Raw genomic sequence first — 14,879 nt, 5'->3', positions numbered from 1 at the left:
CCGCAAAATCAGGATCAAAAGATCGCAGCCTGCGGCAGCTCCAACAGGAGATGTGCGGGTTATTGAATTGCCCATAAACACAAGAATGGCAAACAGGAGCACTGTTCATGAGTTCATCAAACGTCGGGCAAAGCGCCGGGCAACTGGAAACCCGGGGTATCGAGCCGGTGCCGGAAGCCGAGTGCAACGGCCATCCGTTGCAACTGTTCTGGGTCTGGTTCGCCGCCAACATTTCCATTCTCGGACTGCCGCTGGGCGCTACGCTGGTGGCGTTTCGCGGGCTGGCGATCTGGCAGGCGATCATCGTCGCGATTGTCGGCGCAGCCGGTTCGTTTGCGGTGGTGGGGATCATCTCGATTGCCGGCCGCCGCGGCCGCGCGCCGAGCCTGACCCTGTCGCGGGCGATCTTCGGCGTGCGCGGTAACATCGGCCCGACCCTGGTCTCGCTGATGTCGCGTCTGGGCTGGGAAACCGTCAACACCACCACCGCCGCATTCGTGCTGCTGTCGCTGTGCTCGATCCTGTTCGGCTCGCCGGTGGAAGCGAAAAGCGCGCCCGTGCTGACCCTGCTCTTCATCGCCATTTTCGTGTTGCTGACCCTGTCGGTTTCCGGCCTCGGTCACGCGACGTTGCTGGTGATCCAGAAGTGGGCGACCTACGTGTTTGGCGCGCTGAACATTCTGGTCGGCGGCTTCCTCTGCGCGACGATCGACTGGAGCGCGGTGTTCAACACCACGCCAGCGCCGCTGAGCGCAATGATCATCGGCATCGGCACCATGGCCGCCGGCACCGGGATCGGCTGGGCCAACGCTGGCGCGGACATGTCGCGCTATCAGCACCGCAGCGTCAAGGCGGTGCGGCTGGTAGCGTCGGCGGCGTTCGGTGCGGGGATTCCGCTGGTGCTGCTGATCACCCTCGGCGGCCTGCTGTCGGTGGGTAACAACGACCTGGCATCGGCGACTGACCCGATCGTGGCAATCCGCGACATGCTGCCAACGTGGATGGCCGTGCCGTACCTGATCACCGCATTCGGCGGACTGCTGCTGTCGAACAACCTCTCGGTGTACTCCGCCGGTTTGACCACGCTGACTTTGGGTCTCAAGGTCAAACGCGTCTACGCGGTGGTGGTGGACATCGTCGCGATCTTCGCCGGCTCGATCTACTTCATGCTGATTGCCGACAGCTTCTACGGCCCGTTCATCACCTTCATTTCCCTGCTGGCGGTGCCGATCACCGCGTGGGTCGGGATCTTCGTGATCGACCTGATTCACCGGCATTACTACAGCCCCAACGACCTGCTTGATGTCAGCCCGAGCAGCGCCTATTGGTATCGCGGCGGCATCGAGTGGCGCGCGTTCGGCGCCTGGGCGATTGCCATCGTGCTCGGCTTCAGTTTCACCACCATCGGCACCACCGCCGAGAATGTCTGGTTCAAAGGCTTCCTGTCTGACTCGTGGCTGGGCCACAACGGTCTGGGCTGGATCGTGACCTTCGTGGTGGCCGGTGGCATTTACCTGGTTCTCGGCGGGGCGAAAGACCGCCGCGCCGCGCAAGTCGAGAATGCTCATGCCTAAGATGTTGCACACCGGCCAGGTCATCATTGACCTGGTCATGGCGGTGGATCAGTTGCCGCAAATCGGCGGCGATGTGCTGGCGCAGTCTGCGGCGTTCGAGGCCGGCGGCGGTTTCAACGTGATGGCCGCTGCCGTACGCAATGGTTTGCCGGTGGTTTATCTCGGTCGCCACGGCAGCGGGCGTTTCGGTGATCTGGCGCGTCAGGCGATGAACGCCGAAGGCATTCACATCGGTATACAGACGCCTGCGCAACGCGACACCGGGATTTGCGTGGCGCTGACCGATGCGTCGGCCGAGCGCAGTTTCATTTCCTACATCGGCGCTGAAGGTGAGGTGACCTGGGACGATTTGAACAGCGTGACCGCCGAGGCGGGCGATTACGTGTATGTGAGCGGCTACAGCCTGCTGCATGCAGGCAAGGCGCAGGCACTGCTGGACTGGACGCTGGCGCTGCCGGACGCGATCAACGTGGTGTTCGATCCGGGCCCGCTGGTGGAGTCGCCGGACTCGGCGTTGATGCGGGCGCTGCTGCCGCGCATTGATGTGTGGACCAGCAACAGCGTCGAAGCGTTGCGGTTTACCGGGGCGGCGGACATTGGCGCGGCACTGGACCGACTCGCCGAACACTTACCGCAAGACGTGCTGTTGGTGGTACGCGACGGGCCGCAGGGGTGCTGGATTCAGCAGGCCGATGAGCGGCGGCATGTGCCGGGGTTCGCCGTGCAAGCCGTGGACAGCAACGGTGCGGGGGATGCGCATGCCGGGGTGTTTGTCGCAGGGTTGGCTCGGGGCCTGGAGGCGCATGAGGCGGCGCGGCGGGCGAATGCGGCAGCGGCTTTGGCGGTGACGCGATGGGGGCCGGCTACAGCGCCGGGGGCGGCTGAAGTGGATGGATTTATCCGCGAGTCCTGCGGCGACTGATCTGACGCTTTCGCTGGCAAGCCAGCTCCCACAGGTTTACAGGGTGAAACGCAAACTTGTGTACCCCGGAGTCACTGTGGGAGCTGGCTTGCCAGCGATAAGGCCATCAGCCTCAAAACAAATATCAGCCGGCTTTGCGCAACGCCGCAATCAACTCATCCTTGCGCATTGAAGAACGCCCGGCGATATTCTTCGCCCGCGCCTCTTTCCTCAGACTGTCCATGGTCTGCGTCTCGCGCGACGCCTTGCTGTCGCGCGCATGTCCTTCACGACTGGCCACCGCTCGCCGCGATGATTCCTTGCGATCTTCGGACTTGGCACTCGCCGGTTTCCTGCGTCCGGAGCCGCCAGCCTTTTCGCCACCGCCCGACTGTTTGTTGACCGTCGCCCAGGCGCGCGCTTCGGCTTCGTCCTTGGACAGGCCTTTATGCTCGTAGCTGTCTTCAATGTGCTGAGCCTTGCGCTTCTGCTCGGCCGTGTATTTGTCTTTGCTTCCACGAGGCATGGGATTTCTCCTTGCATCAGTAGATGGGTTTCATATGTAGGAGCTGCCGAAGGCTGCGATCTTTTGCTTTTAAAAAACAAGATCAAAAGATCGCAGCCAGCGGCAGCTCCTGCATGATCATGCGTTCACACAACCACTGCTTCTAGACATCCAGCTTGCGCGCCGCTTCGACGCCCGCGGCACTGAGCTTGATCGGCAGATTCAACGAGTGTTCGCCGGCCTCGTTGCAAGTCACATGACCATGGTGAATCAGTCCGCGATCCTGCAGGGCGGCGAGGGCGCTGGCCACGACTTTCTCACCGCGATAGTTGTCCAGCACCTCTTTGCCCAGTCCGCTCGGATGGGCGTGCAGCAGGCGGGTAAGGACTTCTTTTTCCAGGTTTTTATCGACGTTCATGGTTACCTCTTCATGGATGTGAATAGGACGCTCGCGTCGGCGAACTACTGACCGCTACCTTCGGAACCCGAGCCACCGGTGGTGGTTTTCGAGCCGATGCCGGGGCCGGCGTTATCGGGTGTGGCGGGGGAGTCGGGGGTGTTCATGCCACCCTGGCGACCGGGATCACTGCCCTGGGTGCGCGGATCGGTGCCGGTGGCGGGTGGCTGATTGATCAACGGAACGCCGGAGCCATCGGTGTTCATGCCCGGGGCACTGTTAATGGCGGGAGCGCGTGGTGACGGAACCGGATCGGTAGGACCGGTGCCTGCTGCGGTGGTAGAAGCGGCGAAAACCGCAGGACTCAGCAGGGCGGCGAAAACGAGGGCAGTCAACCTTGACGGGATCATAGGGCTTCTCCAGTGATTGAATTCCTTACCTTTCGTTGGTCTGCCCCTGGACTGGATTGGTGCCTGATGAACGACGAACGGTCGAGACACAGGTCATCAATCGATGCCGATTTCCTCCTTGAACTGCTCCATGAAACCCTTCAGACGCTGATGGCGGATCTGCGCCAGACGCTGACCGGCGCCAGTCTGAAAACCGTCGGCAAGGTGCAGCAGTTTGGTCTGGAAGTGGTCGAGGCAGAAGCGTGTGTCATCGTAGTCACGTGTCTTGGCTTCGGGGTCGCGTGGATCGTACAGCGCACTGCCCATGCGCCCGGCAACGTAGAAGGTACGGGCAACGCCGAGCATGCCCAGCGAATCGAGACGATCGGCGTCCTGGACCAGTTTTGCTTCGAGGGTGAGCGGGGTGATATTGGCGGAGAAACTGTGGGCTTCGATGGCGTGGCTGACGGCGGCGATTTTGCTGGCGGGCCAAGCCAGTTCAGCCAGCACATTGGCCGCTTTGTCAGCGGCAAGGCGCGAGGCCTGCGAGCGCAGCGGCGAGTTCTTCTCGACAGCTACGCAGTCGTGCAGCAGCACGGCGGCGAGCAACACTTCGAAGTCGCCGCCTTCCTCGGCCTGCAAGGTGCGCACGGTGTGCCAGACCCGTTGCAAGTGAGCGAGGTCGTGGGCGCCGTCGTCGGAGGTCTCCAGAGCGTGGGGCAGCAACTCGGCGGCGAGTGAGGTGAGCGGGGCAAAAGCAGCGGCGTTCATGAACATCCTTGCAGACTTACCTGAATTTCGAAGCCCATGATACTTCTGTGGTGAGGGGATTTATCCCCGATGGAGTGCGAAGCACTCCCATTTTTCAAGGCTGCTGCGCACCCCACCGGGGATAAATCCCCTCACCGCAAGGTTCTGTACTAGGTATTGAATGTGACGAGCGCTGCCCACGGCTTTAGTATGGCGCTTTCCCTTTTCCGACAAGGCCCGTTCATGACGATCGAAATCCGCCCGGCGACCCCCAGCGATGCGCCGCAAATCCTCGCCTTCATCACCGAACTGGCAGATTTCGAAAAGGCCCGCCACGAAGTGATCGCCAGCGTCACCGATATCGAGCGCAGCCTGTTCAGCGAAGGCGCCACGGCCCATGGCCTGATCTGCCTGCGTGACGGTATGCCAATCGGTTTTGCGGTGTTCTTCTTCAGCTATTCGACGTGGCTCGGCAGCAACTGCCTGTACCTCGAAGACCTCTACATCACTCCCGAACAACGCGGCGGCGGTGCCGGTAAAACCCTGCTGCGGCATCTGGCGAAAATCGCTTGCGACAACGACTGCGGCCGCTTCGAATGGAGTGTGCTGGACTGGAACACCCCGGCCATCGAATTCTACAAATCCCTTGGTGCGCAGCCGCAGGAAGAGTGGGTGCGCTATCGCATGGATGGCAAGGTGTTGCGCGAGTTTGCCGAGGGGTAGTTGATCCCTCAGGAAAAGATCGCAGCCTTCGGCAGCTCCCTCCTACAGAAGATTGATCATCCTCTGCAGGAGCTGCCGAAGGCTGCGATCTTTTTTTGGCTTAATCCCATAATGTGGGAGAGTTATTTATATATTGAGATTTGTCTGCGCCAAGGTTTATAGTCCGTCGCACTCACTGCCAAAAACAAAACAGGTGAAGCGATGCAGGCGCAATTGATCGCGCTCGATTGGGGGACGACCTCATTACGTGCTTACAAACTCGCAGCGGGCGCAGTGGTGCTGGAGCAGCGTGCGCTGTCGTTCGGGATCATGCAGTTACCGAAGACTCCGCGAGTCATCAACGGTGGTGAATGCACCGACGGCTTTGAACTGGCCTTCGAAGAGGCGTGTGGCGACTGGCTTGATGCGCAGCCGGATCTGCCGGTGATCGCCTGTGGCATGGTGGGCAGCGCTCAAGGCTGGCGCGAAGCGGCTTACTGCGAGACGCCGGCAAACGTCGCCAATCTCGGAAATTCCCTGCAAACGCTGGTCAGCCTGCGCGGCACACGGGTGCATATCGTGCCGGGCGTGATCCAGCGCTCTCGTCTGCCCAATGTCATGCGCGGTGAAGAAACCCAGGTCCTCGGCGTGCTGCAGAACTTGCCGGCCGAGGCGGGCGGCGATCTGTTGATCGGTCTGCCGGGCAGCCATTCCAAGTGGGTGGAAGTGATCGACGGCTGCATCACGCATTTCGATACGTTCATGACCGGCGAAGTGTTCGCCGTGCTCAGTGAACACAGCATTCTCGGGCGTACCCAGCAACAGGGTGCAGCGTTCGACGGGCTGGCGTTTGACCGTGGCGTGCAAGTGGCGCTGTCGGCGGACGGCGAACTGGGTGTGCTCTCCACATTATTCAGTGCCCGCACCTTGGGCCTGACCGGCGAACTGGTCCCGACGGCGCAAGCGGATTACCTGTCCGGGCTGATGATCGGCCATGAACTGGTGGCGCTTGCCGCCGTGCAGCGGCGTCGGCGCCACAGCGTGCACCTGCCCGCAATCATCCTTATTGGCAACGCGCAACTCTGCGCCCGTTACGGCCGTGCGCTCGAGGCCTGCGGTTTCGCTCGCGTCACGCTGGCCGAGCAGGCCACCGAGCGTGGCCTGTGGCAACTGGCGCTGGCCGCCGGCCTGCTCGATTCCTCATCCCGTTAACCCTGACTGGAGGCCTGACATGCTCAAGCAAGCACTGGCACAAAACGGTCTGATCGCTATTCTGCGTGGCCTGCATCCGCAGGAAGCCGCAGCTGTCGGAGAAGTCCTGTATGCCGCCGGATTTCGCGTCATCGAAGTACCGCTCAATTCCCCGTCGCCGTACGAAAGTATCCGCATCCTGCGTCAGACCTTGCCCGCCGATTGCCTGATCGGTGCCGGTACGGTGCTGACCCCGGAGCAGGTCGAGCGGGTGAAAGAGGCTGGCGGCCAGGTGATCGTCATGCCGCACAGCGATGCCAAGGTACTGCGAGCAGCGAAAGCGGCGGGGCTGTACCTGTCGCCGGGTGTCGCCACGCCGACCGAAGCCTTCGCGGCGCTGGAGGAGGGCGCGGACATTCTCAAGCTGTTCCCGGCCGAGCAGATGGGCCCGGCAGTGGTCAAGGCTTGGCTCGCGGTGTTGCCTTCAGGGACGGTGCTGGCGCCGGTTGGCGGAATCACCCCGGACAACATGCAAGCGTTCATCGACGCCGGCGTAAAAGGTTTCGGCCTCGGTTCCGGCCTGTTCAAACCGGGCATGACGGTTGAGCAAGTGGCGGCCAATGCCAAATCCTACGTGGCCGCCTGGAAAGCCCTTCGCTGAGATTTATCCGGCGCTGCGTGCGCTGCATCTAACAAGAGAGACAAGCAGATGAAAATCACCAAACTCACCACCTTCATCGTCCCGCCGCGCTGGTGCTTCCTCAAGGTCGAAACCGATGAGGGCGTGACCGGTTGGGGCGAGCCTGTAGTCGAAGGCCGCGCCCACACCGTCGCGGCCGCGGTCGAGGAATTGTCCGACTACCTGATCGGCAAAGACCCACGCAATATCGAGGACATCTGGACCGTGCTGTACCGCGGCGGCTTCTACCGCGGCGGCGCGATCCACATGAGTGCGCTGGCCGGTATCGACCAGGCGCTGTGGGACATCAAGGGCAAGGCCCTTGGCGTGTCGGTCAGCGATCTGCTGGGCGGTCAGGTGCGCGACAAGATCCGCGTGTATTCGTGGATCGGTGGCGATCGTCCAGCCGACACCGCGCGTGCCGCCAAAGAGGCGGTAAGCCGTGGTTTTACGGCGGTGAAAATGAACGGCACCGAAGAGCTGCAGTTCCTCGACTCCTTCGAGAAAGTCGATCTGGCCCTGGCCAATGTCGCCGCCGTGCGCGATGCGGTCGGGCCGAACGTCGGCATCGGTGTCGACTTCCACGGTCGAGTGCACAAGCCGATGGCCAAGGTGCTGATGAAGGAGCTCGACCCGTACAAGCTGATGTTCATCGAAGAGCCGGTGCTCAGCGAAAACTATGAGGCGCTGAAGGAGCTGGCGCCGTTGACCAGCACGCCGATTGCCCTCGGTGAGCGGCTGTTCTCGCGCTGGGACTTTAAACGGGTGTTGAGCGAAGGTTACGTCGACATCATCCAGCCGGATGCCTCCCACGCCGGCGGCATCACCGAAACCCGCAAGATCGCCAACATGGCCGAAGCCTACGATGTGGCGCTGGCGCTGCATTGCCCGCTGGGGCCGATTGCGCTGGCGGCGTGTCTGCAACTCGACGCGGCTTGTTACAACGCGTTTATCCAGGAACAGAGCCTGGGTATCCATTACAACGAGAGCAACGACTTGCTCGACTACGTGAAGGATCCGCGGGTGTTCGATTACGACCAAGGCTTCGTGAAGATTCCGAACGGGCCGGGGCTGGGTATCGAGATCAACGAGGAATACGTGATCGAGCGTGCCGCCGTCGGCCATCGCTGGCGCAATCCGATCTGGCGCCATGCCGATGGCAGTTTTGCCGAGTGGTGAGTCTCTTCTGACCCACCCAAAATCCATTGTGGGAGCTGGCTTGCCAGCGATGACGGCGGCACATCCGACATTGATGTAACAGATGCACCGCTATCGCTGGCAAGCCAGCTCCCACAGGGTTCGGCGCAAGTTTTACGACTGTCCTCAAATAATCATAAGAAGAGGCACCCCCCATGCCAACGCAAACCCTCACCGGGCAGGCGTCTTTAGTCACGCCTAGCCGCAAGCGGTTTTTCATCATGGTGCTGCTGTTCATCACCGTGGTCATCAACTACCTCGACCGCAGCAACCTGTCGATTGCCGCGCCCGCGCTGACCAGCGAACTGGGCATCGATCCGGTTCACGTCGGGCTGATTTTCTCCGCATTCGGCTGGACCTACGCTGCGATGCAGATCCCCGGCGGCTGGCTGGTGGATCGGGTGCCGCCGCGGATCCTCTACAGTGTCGCGCTGCTGCTGTGGTCGCTGGCCACGGTGCTGCTCGGCTTCGCCGCGAGTTTCATTGCGCTGTTCGTGCTGCGCATGGCGGTCGGCGCGCTGGAAGCGCCGGCCTATCCGATCAACAGCCGCGTGGTCACCACCTGGTTTCCCGAGCGCGAGCGGGCCACGGCGATTGGTTTCTACACCTCCGGGCAGTTTGTCGGCCTGGCGTTTCTGACCCCGGTGCTGGCCTGGCTGCAACATGAATTCGGTTGGCACATGGTGTTTGTCGCGACCGGTGCGGCGGGCATCATCTGGGCGGCGATCTGGTACGCGGTGTATCGCGAACCGCGAGATTTCAAGGGCGCCAACAACGCGGAGATCGACCTGATCCGCGAGGGTGGCGGACTGGTAGACATTCAAGCGCAAGCAACCAAGGCCTCGTTCAGCTGGACCGATCTCGGCATCGTCCTGAGCAAACGCAAATTGTGGGGCATCTACCTTGGCCAGTTCTGCCTGAACTCGACGCTGTGGTTCTTCCTGACGTGGTTTCCGACCTATCTGGTGAAATATCGCGGTATGGACTTCATCAAATCCGGCCTGTTGGCGTCGCTGCCGTTTCTTGCCGCGTTCATTGGCGTGCTGTGTTCGGGGTTCTTCTCCGACTTGTTGATTCGCCGTGGCTGCAGCGTGGGCTTTGCGCGCAAGTTGCCGATCATTGGCGGACTGCTGATTTCCACCTCGATCATCGGTGCCAATTTCGTTGAATCGACACCGCTGGTGATCGCCTTCCTGGCGCTGGCATTTTTCGGTAACGGGCTGGCATCGATCACCTGGTCGCTGGTCTCGACCCTCGCTCCGGCGCGCTTGCTGGGGCTGACCGGCGGGGTGTTTAACTTCATCGGCAACCTGTCGGCAATTGCCACGCCGATTGTCATCGGTTTCCTCGCCAGCGGTGATTCGTTCGCCCCGGCGATTACTTACATCGCGGTTCTGGCGCTGATCGGTGCATTGTCCTACGTGCTGCTGGTGGGCAAGGTCGAGCGTATCGAGTTGTAGTCGTCTGCGTCGGGCGACCATAATGCCGCCCGTTCCCTCGCTCAACGGTAAAGGCTGGATATGCAGGAAGACGCCCCGGAAAAAACCAAGGACGCCGCCCCCACCGGCACCCAGACGCTGCTTCGCGGCCTGGGTGTGGTGCACGCGGTGGCCAGTGGCGCCCGCGATCTGAAAGAGATTGCCCGGCTGATCGGCACCACGCGCAGCACCACCCATCGTCTGGCCAGTTGCCTGGTGGACGAGCGCTATTTGCGCGTAGTGCCGCAAATCGGCTATCTGCTGGGGCCGAAGCTGATCGAGCTGGGGTTTCAGGCGCGTGAAGAGTTGCCGCTGGTGAGTCTGGCCGGGCCGTATCTGGACGAGTTGTCGGCGCTGACCGGCGACACCGTGCACCTGGGCATTCGCGAAGGCGACGAGGTCTTGTACCTGCTGAAGAATCCGGGGCGCAACGGCCCGGAAATGCGTTCGCGTGTCGGCCACCGCATGCCGTTGGCGCGCACCGGGATCGGCAAGGCGTTGATGCTCGATGATGCGCCGCAGGATTGGCAGCGCCTGTACGACATCAGCCTGCCGGCGGGTGGGAAAAGTCAGTTCTGGCCGCAGCATCCCCAGCAATCGTGGGAACAGCTCGAGCAGCGCATGACCGAGTACGTGGCCGGCGGCTATGCCTTCGATCTGGAGGACAACGAACCGTCGATCCGCTGCGTGGCGGCGCCGATTCGCGATGCGAGCAAGCGCATTGTCGCGGCCATCAGCATCGCCAGCACCGTGCCGTACATGCCGCTGGAAAAAATGGCCGAGCTGATCCCCCTGATCAAAGGGGTCACAGCCCGGCTCTCGGCGGAGCTTGGCTTGAAGGTTTAAAGCTTCAAGGTCGCCATGTCGATCACGAAGCGGTACTTCACGTCACCGGCAATCATCCGCGCGTAAGCTTCGTTGATCTGGCGGATGTCGAGCATTTCGATGTCGCAGGTGATGTTGTGCTCGGCGCAGAAATCCAGCACTTCCTGGGTTTCGGCAATACCGCCGATCAACGAGCCGGCCAGGACTCGACGGCCCAGCACCAGGTTGGCGGCGTGCACGGGCGGATCGATCGGTTCAATCAGGCCGACCAGAATGTGCACGCCATCAAAGCGCAGGGTTTGCAGGTACGGGTTGAGGTCGTGCTGCACCGGAATGGTGTCCAGCAGGAAGTCGAAACGGCCCGCAGCGGCGGCCATTTGCTCGGCATCGGTGGAGACGATCACATGATCGGCGCCCTGACGACGGCCTTCTTCGGCCTTGCTCGCTGAACGGGTGAACAGCGTGACTTCCGCGCCCAATGCTTTGGCGAACTTGATGCCCATGTGACCGAGGCCGCCCATGCCGAGAATCCCGACCTTGTCGCCGGCCTTGACCCCGTAGTGCTTGAGCGGTGAGTAGGTGGTGATGCCGGCGCAGAGGATCGGCGCGGCGCTGGCCAGATCCAGTTTTTCCGGAATGCGCACCACGAAGTGCTCGCTGACCACGATGCTGTCCGAATAACCGCCCATGGTGTTGCTGCCGTCGACCCGGTCCGGGGTGGCGTAGGTCATGGTCGGGCCTTCGAGGCAGTATTGCTCGAGGTTCTGCTGGCAGGCGGCGCAGGTGCGGCACGAGTCGACCATGCAGCCGACACCGACCAGGTCGCCGACTTTATGTTGAGTGACGTTGGCACCGATGGCGGTGACTTTGCCGACGATTTCGTGGCCCGGCATCAACGGATACACGGCGATGCCCCATTCGTTGCGCGCCTGGTGGATGTCGGAGTGGCAGACGCCGCAGTACAGGATCTCGATCGCCACGTCGTCGGCGCGCGGGTTGCGGCGTTCGAATTTCATCGGGGCGAGGGGAGTGGTGGCCGATTGAGCGGCATAACCGATAGCGGTGTACATGAGAAACCTCGCAGAAGCAGTGACAGGTGAGGTGGCGCATTTTGGGCGCCGACTGCCGCTGCGGCCATGACGATTCCTCCGGGTCTCATGCCTAATCCTCCGGCATGCAGGTCTGGGCAAGCGCAGTGGCAAAAGGATCTGCGATGATGCTTGCATGCCTTTTTCCGTGACTTTTTTGAAGACCCCTCCGATGCAGTTGACCCGCCACCTTGATGCCAATGCCACGCTGGTTTCGCTGATCGAGCCGCTGGCGCTTTGCGACGGTTACAGCCAGACCGGGTTACCCGGTGTGCAGGTGTTGCGCGCCAGTTGCGACGTCGCGCGTGGCCCGCACATTTATGAGCCGAGCCTGATGATCATCGCCCAAGGCAGCAAACTGGCGTTCCTCGGCCCGCGCACCATGGAATATGGTGCCGGGCACTACCTGATTCAGGCGCTGCCGGTGCCGTTCGAGTGCGAAACCTTTGCCCTGCCGGATGCGCCGTTGCTGGGTGTATCGGTGGCCATCGACCGGGTGTTGCTCGGCGAACTGGTGCTGGCCATAGGGCTGGCGCCGGGGCGGCACATTCCGGCGCAGACACCGGAGTCGATGACCTCGGTGGTGCTCGACGATGACATGCGCGGCTGTGTCGAACGCTTGCTGCGTTGCCTGCACGATCCGCTGGAACGGCAGATTCTCGGACCGGCGCGGGTCCGCGAATTGTTGTTCACTGCGTTGCGCGGGCCGCAGGCCGATGTGTTGCGCGCGCTGGTCGAACAGCAGGGGCAGTTCGCCCGGGTCGCGGCGTCGATCAGCCATCTGCATGCGCATTACACCGAGCCACTGAATGTCGAGACGTTGGCCAGTTGCGCGAACATGAGCGTTTCGTCCTTTCACGAGCACTTCAAGCGCAGCACGCTGTTGTCGCCGGTGCAGTATCTCAAGCGCCTGCGCCTGCTCAAGGCGCAGACCTTGCTGGTCGCTGAAGGCCTGGGCGTGGCGCAGGTGGCGCATCGGGTGGGGTATCAGAGCACGTCGCAGTTCAGTCGTGAGTACAAGCGCTACTTCGAGCGCAGTCCGGGCGAGGAACGCGTGGCCTGAGAGTTTGCGTAACCCTGTGGGAGCTGGCTTGCCAGCGATGGCGGTGATCCACGCTGCCAAATGTCCACTGACACGGCCCCATCGCTGGCAAGCCAGCTCCCACAGGGGCTGATGTGATGCATTTAGTTGTGGGCAACAAAAAGGCCCCCGTTTCGGGAGCCTCGTTGTTCAGCGATGCGACTTACATGTTCGGGTAAGTCGGGCCGCCAGCGCCTTCCGGCGTGACCCAGGTGATGTTCTGCGAAGGGTCCTTGATGTCACAGGTCTTGCAGTGCACGCAGTTCTGGGCGTTGATCTGGAAGCGTTTTTCGCCGTCTTCCTTGGTGATCACTTCATATACACCGGCCGGGCAGTAGCGCTGTGCCGGTTCGTCGTACATCGGCAGGTTGCGGCTCAGCGGAATGCTTGGGTCGGTCAGCTTCAGGTGGCACGGCTGTTCTTCTTCGTGGTTGGTACCGGAGATGAACACCGAGCTCAGTTTGTCGAAGCTGAGTTTGCCGTCCGGCTTTGGATAGTCGATCTTCTTGCAGTCGGCCGCGAGCTTCAGGCAGGCGTAGTCCGGCTTGGTGTCGTGCAGGGTGAACGGCAGTTTGCCGCCGAAGATGTTCTGGTCCAGCCAGTTGAAACCACCGCCGACAATCGCGCCGAACTTGTGGATCGCCGGGCCGAAGTTACGGCTGGCGAACAGTTCGTCGTAGAGCCAGCTCTTCTTGAACGCGTCGACGTAGGAGGTCAGCTCTTCGGTGCCATCCTTTTCGGCGAACAGGGCGTCGGCCACCGATTCAGCAGCGAGCATGCCCGACTTCATCGCCGTGTGGCTGCCTTTGATCTTGGCGAAGTTCAGGGTGCCGAGGTCGCAACCGATCAGCGCGCCGCCCTTGAAGACCATTTTCGGCAGCGAGTTCAGGCCACCTTTGCAGATCGCGCGGGCGCCGTAGCTGACGCGTTTGCCGCCTTCCAGGTACTGCGCCAGCACCGGATGATGCTTGAGGCGCTGGAACTCGTCGAACGGCGACAGGTAAGTGTTGCTGTACGACAGGTCAACGATCAGACCGACCACGACCTGGTTGTTTTCCAGGTGATAGAGGAACGAGCCGCCGGTGTTTTCGGTGCCCATGATGTCCAGCGGCCAACCGGCGGTGTGCACCACCAGGCCTGGCTGGTGTTTGGCCGGGTCGATTTCCCAGATTTCTTTCAGGCCGATGCCGTAGTGCTGGGCGTCGGCATCGCTGTCGAGGTTGTAGCGCTTGATCAGTTGCTTGCCGATATGGCCACGGCAGCCTTCGGCGAACAGCGTGTACTTGCCACGCAGTTCCATACCCGGGGTGTACAGGCCTTCTTTCGGGTTGCCTTCGCGGTCGACGCCCAGATCACCGGTGATGATCCCGCGCACGATGCCGTTTTCGTCGATCAAGGCTTCCTGAGCGGCGAAGCCCGGGTAGATTTCCACGCCCAGGTTCTCGGCCTGCTGGGCCAGCCAGCGGCACAGGTTGCCCAGGGAAATAATGTAGTTGCCTTCGTTGTGCATGGTCTTGGGCACAAAGAAGTCAGGGATTTTCTGCGCGCTGTCGGCGTTTTTCAGTACGAAAATGTCATCGCGGGTGACCGGCGTGTTCAGCGGGGCGCCGAGTTCTTTCCAGTCCGGGAACAGTTCGTTCAGAGCGCGTGGTTCGAACACGGCACCGGACAGGATGTGTGCGCCGACTTCGGAGCCTTTTTCGACCACGCAGACGCTGATTTCCTTACCGGCTTCGGCGGCCTTCTGCTTCAGACGGCAGGCGGCGGACAGGCCAGCGGGGCCGGCACCGACGATGACCACGTCGAATTCCATGTATTCGCGTTCCACAGGCTATCTCCTACTCAAGGCTCAACAGTTTTTTTTCTAATTTGGAGGTTCGGTGTCGCATCCGTTATTGCCTTTACGTTAACGTCAAGGGTAATAATGGGCAAACCACCTTTCTCTCTAGGCGGCGCATTATATCTACACCACTCCGAGCGTCCAATACAAACGTTTGTTTGAATCGGCTCCAGCCCAGAGAAATCAAAGAAGCGCGGCTTATGAACGGCCATTTTGCCGTATTGACCGGAATAGGCGTTCCGGTCAAGATACGGGCGGTTTTGCGCTCGCCGTAGGCAGACT

15 protein-coding genes are annotated in these 14,879 nt (G+C 61.5%); 9 read left to right on the top strand and 6 right to left on the bottom strand.

Annotated features, from left to right (window positions below; translation table 11 throughout):
* Nucleotides 1-107: 107 nt before the first annotated feature.
* Nucleotides 108-1,574 carry a cytosine permease gene (locus GTQ41_RS19245; protein ID WP_217325342.1) on the top strand — a complete coding sequence of 489 codons (1,467 nt, stop codon included), beginning with the start codon at nt 108-110 and terminating at the stop codon, nt 1,572-1,574.
* A complete protein-coding gene (locus GTQ41_RS19240; RefSeq protein WP_047295628.1) occupies nt 1,567-2,496 on the top strand; it encodes a PfkB family carbohydrate kinase in 930 nt (309 codons plus the stop codon). Before GTQ41_RS19245 ends, GTQ41_RS19240 begins: the two co-directional genes overlap by 8 nt.
* Nucleotides 2,497-2,620: 124 nt before the next feature.
* Here GTQ41_RS19240 and GTQ41_RS19235 read toward each other — a convergent pair whose 3' ends face one another.
* From GTQ41_RS19235 to GTQ41_RS19220, 4 genes are all read right to left on the bottom strand, one after another.
* Entirely contained in the window at nt 2,621-3,001 is a 381-nt protein-coding gene (locus GTQ41_RS19235) for a Rho termination factor N-terminal domain-containing protein (RefSeq protein ID WP_047295626.1), read from the bottom strand.
* A gap of 142 nt (nt 3,002-3,143) precedes the next feature.
* Nucleotides 3,144-3,398 carry a hypothetical protein gene (locus tag GTQ41_RS19230; protein ID WP_007961959.1) on the bottom strand — a complete coding sequence of 85 codons (255 nt, stop codon included), beginning with the start codon at nt 3,396-3,398 and terminating at the stop codon, nt 3,144-3,146.
* 44 nt (nt 3,399-3,442) lie between these two features.
* On the bottom strand, nt 3,443-3,787 hold the full coding sequence (locus tag GTQ41_RS19225; protein ID WP_047295624.1) for a hypothetical protein: 345 nt from the start codon (nt 3,785-3,787) through the stop codon (nt 3,443-3,445).
* A 96-nt stretch (nt 3,788-3,883) separates the two neighbouring features.
* On the bottom strand, nt 3,884-4,537 hold the full coding sequence (locus GTQ41_RS19220) for an HD domain-containing protein (RefSeq protein ID WP_047295622.1): 654 nt from the start codon (nt 4,535-4,537) through the stop codon (nt 3,884-3,886).
* 222 nt (nt 4,538-4,759) lie between these two features.
* Between GTQ41_RS19220 and GTQ41_RS19215 the strand changes: the two genes are divergently transcribed.
* The 6 genes from GTQ41_RS19215 to GTQ41_RS19190 all read left to right on the top strand — a co-directional run bounded on the left by GTQ41_RS19215 (nt 4,760) and on the right by GTQ41_RS19190 (nt 10,609).
* A complete protein-coding gene (locus tag GTQ41_RS19215) occupies nt 4,760-5,239 on the top strand; it encodes a GNAT family N-acetyltransferase (protein ID WP_047295620.1) in 480 nt (159 codons plus the stop codon).
* Nucleotides 5,240-5,440: 201 nt separating this feature from the next.
* Nucleotides 5,441-6,430, top strand: coding sequence for a 2-dehydro-3-deoxygalactonokinase (locus GTQ41_RS19210; RefSeq protein ID WP_047295618.1), 990 nt, complete (start codon nt 5,441-5,443; stop codon nt 6,428-6,430).
* A 19-nt stretch (nt 6,431-6,449) separates the two neighbouring features.
* Nucleotides 6,450-7,070 (top strand): 2-dehydro-3-deoxy-6-phosphogalactonate aldolase, encoded by a 621-nt coding sequence (locus GTQ41_RS19205; protein WP_047295616.1) that lies wholly within the window; start codon nt 6,450-6,452, stop codon nt 7,068-7,070.
* Nucleotides 7,071-7,118: 48 nt separating this feature from the next.
* Nucleotides 7,119-8,267, top strand: coding sequence for a galactonate dehydratase (gene dgoD, locus GTQ41_RS19200; protein WP_007961968.1), 1,149 nt, complete (start codon nt 7,119-7,121; stop codon nt 8,265-8,267).
* Between the two features lie 173 nt (nt 8,268-8,440).
* Entirely contained in the window at nt 8,441-9,745 is a 1,305-nt protein-coding gene (locus tag GTQ41_RS19195; RefSeq protein ID WP_041069255.1) for an MFS transporter, read from the top strand.
* A gap of 60 nt (nt 9,746-9,805) precedes the next feature.
* Nucleotides 9,806-10,609 carry an IclR family transcriptional regulator gene (locus GTQ41_RS19190; protein WP_041069258.1) on the top strand — a complete coding sequence of 268 codons (804 nt, stop codon included), beginning with the start codon at nt 9,806-9,808 and terminating at the stop codon, nt 10,607-10,609.
* On the opposite strand, the gene GTQ41_RS19185 is transcribed toward GTQ41_RS19190, so the two are convergent.
* On the bottom strand, nt 10,606-11,658 hold the full coding sequence (locus GTQ41_RS19185) for an NAD(P)-dependent alcohol dehydrogenase (protein ID WP_047295614.1): 1,053 nt from the start codon (nt 11,656-11,658) through the stop codon (nt 10,606-10,608). The genes GTQ41_RS19190 and GTQ41_RS19185 overlap by 4 nt on opposite strands.
* A gap of 190 nt (nt 11,659-11,848) precedes the next feature.
* On the opposite strand from GTQ41_RS19185, the gene GTQ41_RS19180 reads away from it, so the two are divergent.
* Nucleotides 11,849-12,739, top strand: a complete 891-nt coding sequence (locus tag GTQ41_RS19180; protein ID WP_217325341.1) for an AraC family transcriptional regulator — start codon at nt 11,849-11,851, stop codon at nt 12,737-12,739.
* A 181-nt stretch (nt 12,740-12,920) separates the two neighbouring features.
* On the opposite strand, the gene GTQ41_RS19175 is transcribed toward GTQ41_RS19180, so the two are convergent.
* Entirely contained in the window at nt 12,921-14,585 is a 1,665-nt protein-coding gene (locus tag GTQ41_RS19175) for an electron transfer flavoprotein-ubiquinone oxidoreductase (protein ID WP_047295612.1), read from the bottom strand.
* Nucleotides 14,586-14,879 lie beyond the last annotated feature (294 nt).

It is taken from the genome of Pseudomonas sp. AN-B15 (genome assembly GCF_019056475.1).
GTDB classification, from domain to species: domain Bacteria; phylum Pseudomonadota; class Gammaproteobacteria; order Pseudomonadales; family Pseudomonadaceae; genus Aquipseudomonas; species Aquipseudomonas parakoreensis.
This window is presented reverse-complemented; position numbering and strand designations above follow the sequence as displayed.

Coding starts and splice junctions, on each gene's coding strand:
- dgoD (WP_007961968.1), top strand. CDS start 7,119: ATGAAAATCACCAAACTCACCACCTTCATCGTCCCGCCGCGCTGGTGC.
- GTQ41_RS19180 (WP_217325341.1), top strand. CDS start 11,849: ATGCAGTTGACCCGCCACCTTGATGCCAATGCCACGCTGGTTTCGCTG.
- GTQ41_RS19195 (WP_041069255.1), top strand. CDS start 8,441: ATGCCAACGCAAACCCTCACCGGGCAGGCGTCTTTAGTCACGCCTAGC.
- GTQ41_RS19220 (WP_047295622.1), bottom strand. CDS start 4,537: ATGAACGCCGCTGCTTTTGCCCCGCTCACCTCACTCGCCGCCGAGTTG.
- GTQ41_RS19245 (WP_217325342.1), top strand. CDS start 108: ATGAGTTCATCAAACGTCGGGCAAAGCGCCGGGCAACTGGAAACCCGG.
- GTQ41_RS19215 (WP_047295620.1), top strand. CDS start 4,760: ATGACGATCGAAATCCGCCCGGCGACCCCCAGCGATGCGCCGCAAATC.
- GTQ41_RS19210 (WP_047295618.1), top strand. CDS start 5,441: ATGCAGGCGCAATTGATCGCGCTCGATTGGGGGACGACCTCATTACGT.
- GTQ41_RS19230 (WP_007961959.1), bottom strand. CDS start 3,398: ATGAACGTCGATAAAAACCTGGAAAAAGAAGTCCTTACCCGCCTGCTG.
- GTQ41_RS19240 (WP_047295628.1), top strand. CDS start 1,567: ATGCCTAAGATGTTGCACACCGGCCAGGTCATCATTGACCTGGTCATG.
- GTQ41_RS19185 (WP_047295614.1), bottom strand. CDS start 11,658: ATGTACACCGCTATCGGTTATGCCGCTCAATCGGCCACCACTCCCCTC.
- GTQ41_RS19190 (WP_041069258.1), top strand. CDS start 9,806: ATGCAGGAAGACGCCCCGGAAAAAACCAAGGACGCCGCCCCCACCGGC.
- GTQ41_RS19205 (WP_047295616.1), top strand. CDS start 6,450: ATGCTCAAGCAAGCACTGGCACAAAACGGTCTGATCGCTATTCTGCGT.
- GTQ41_RS19225 (WP_047295624.1), bottom strand. CDS start 3,787: ATGATCCCGTCAAGGTTGACTGCCCTCGTTTTCGCCGCCCTGCTGAGT.
- GTQ41_RS19235 (WP_047295626.1), bottom strand. CDS start 3,001: ATGCCTCGTGGAAGCAAAGACAAATACACGGCCGAGCAGAAGCGCAAG.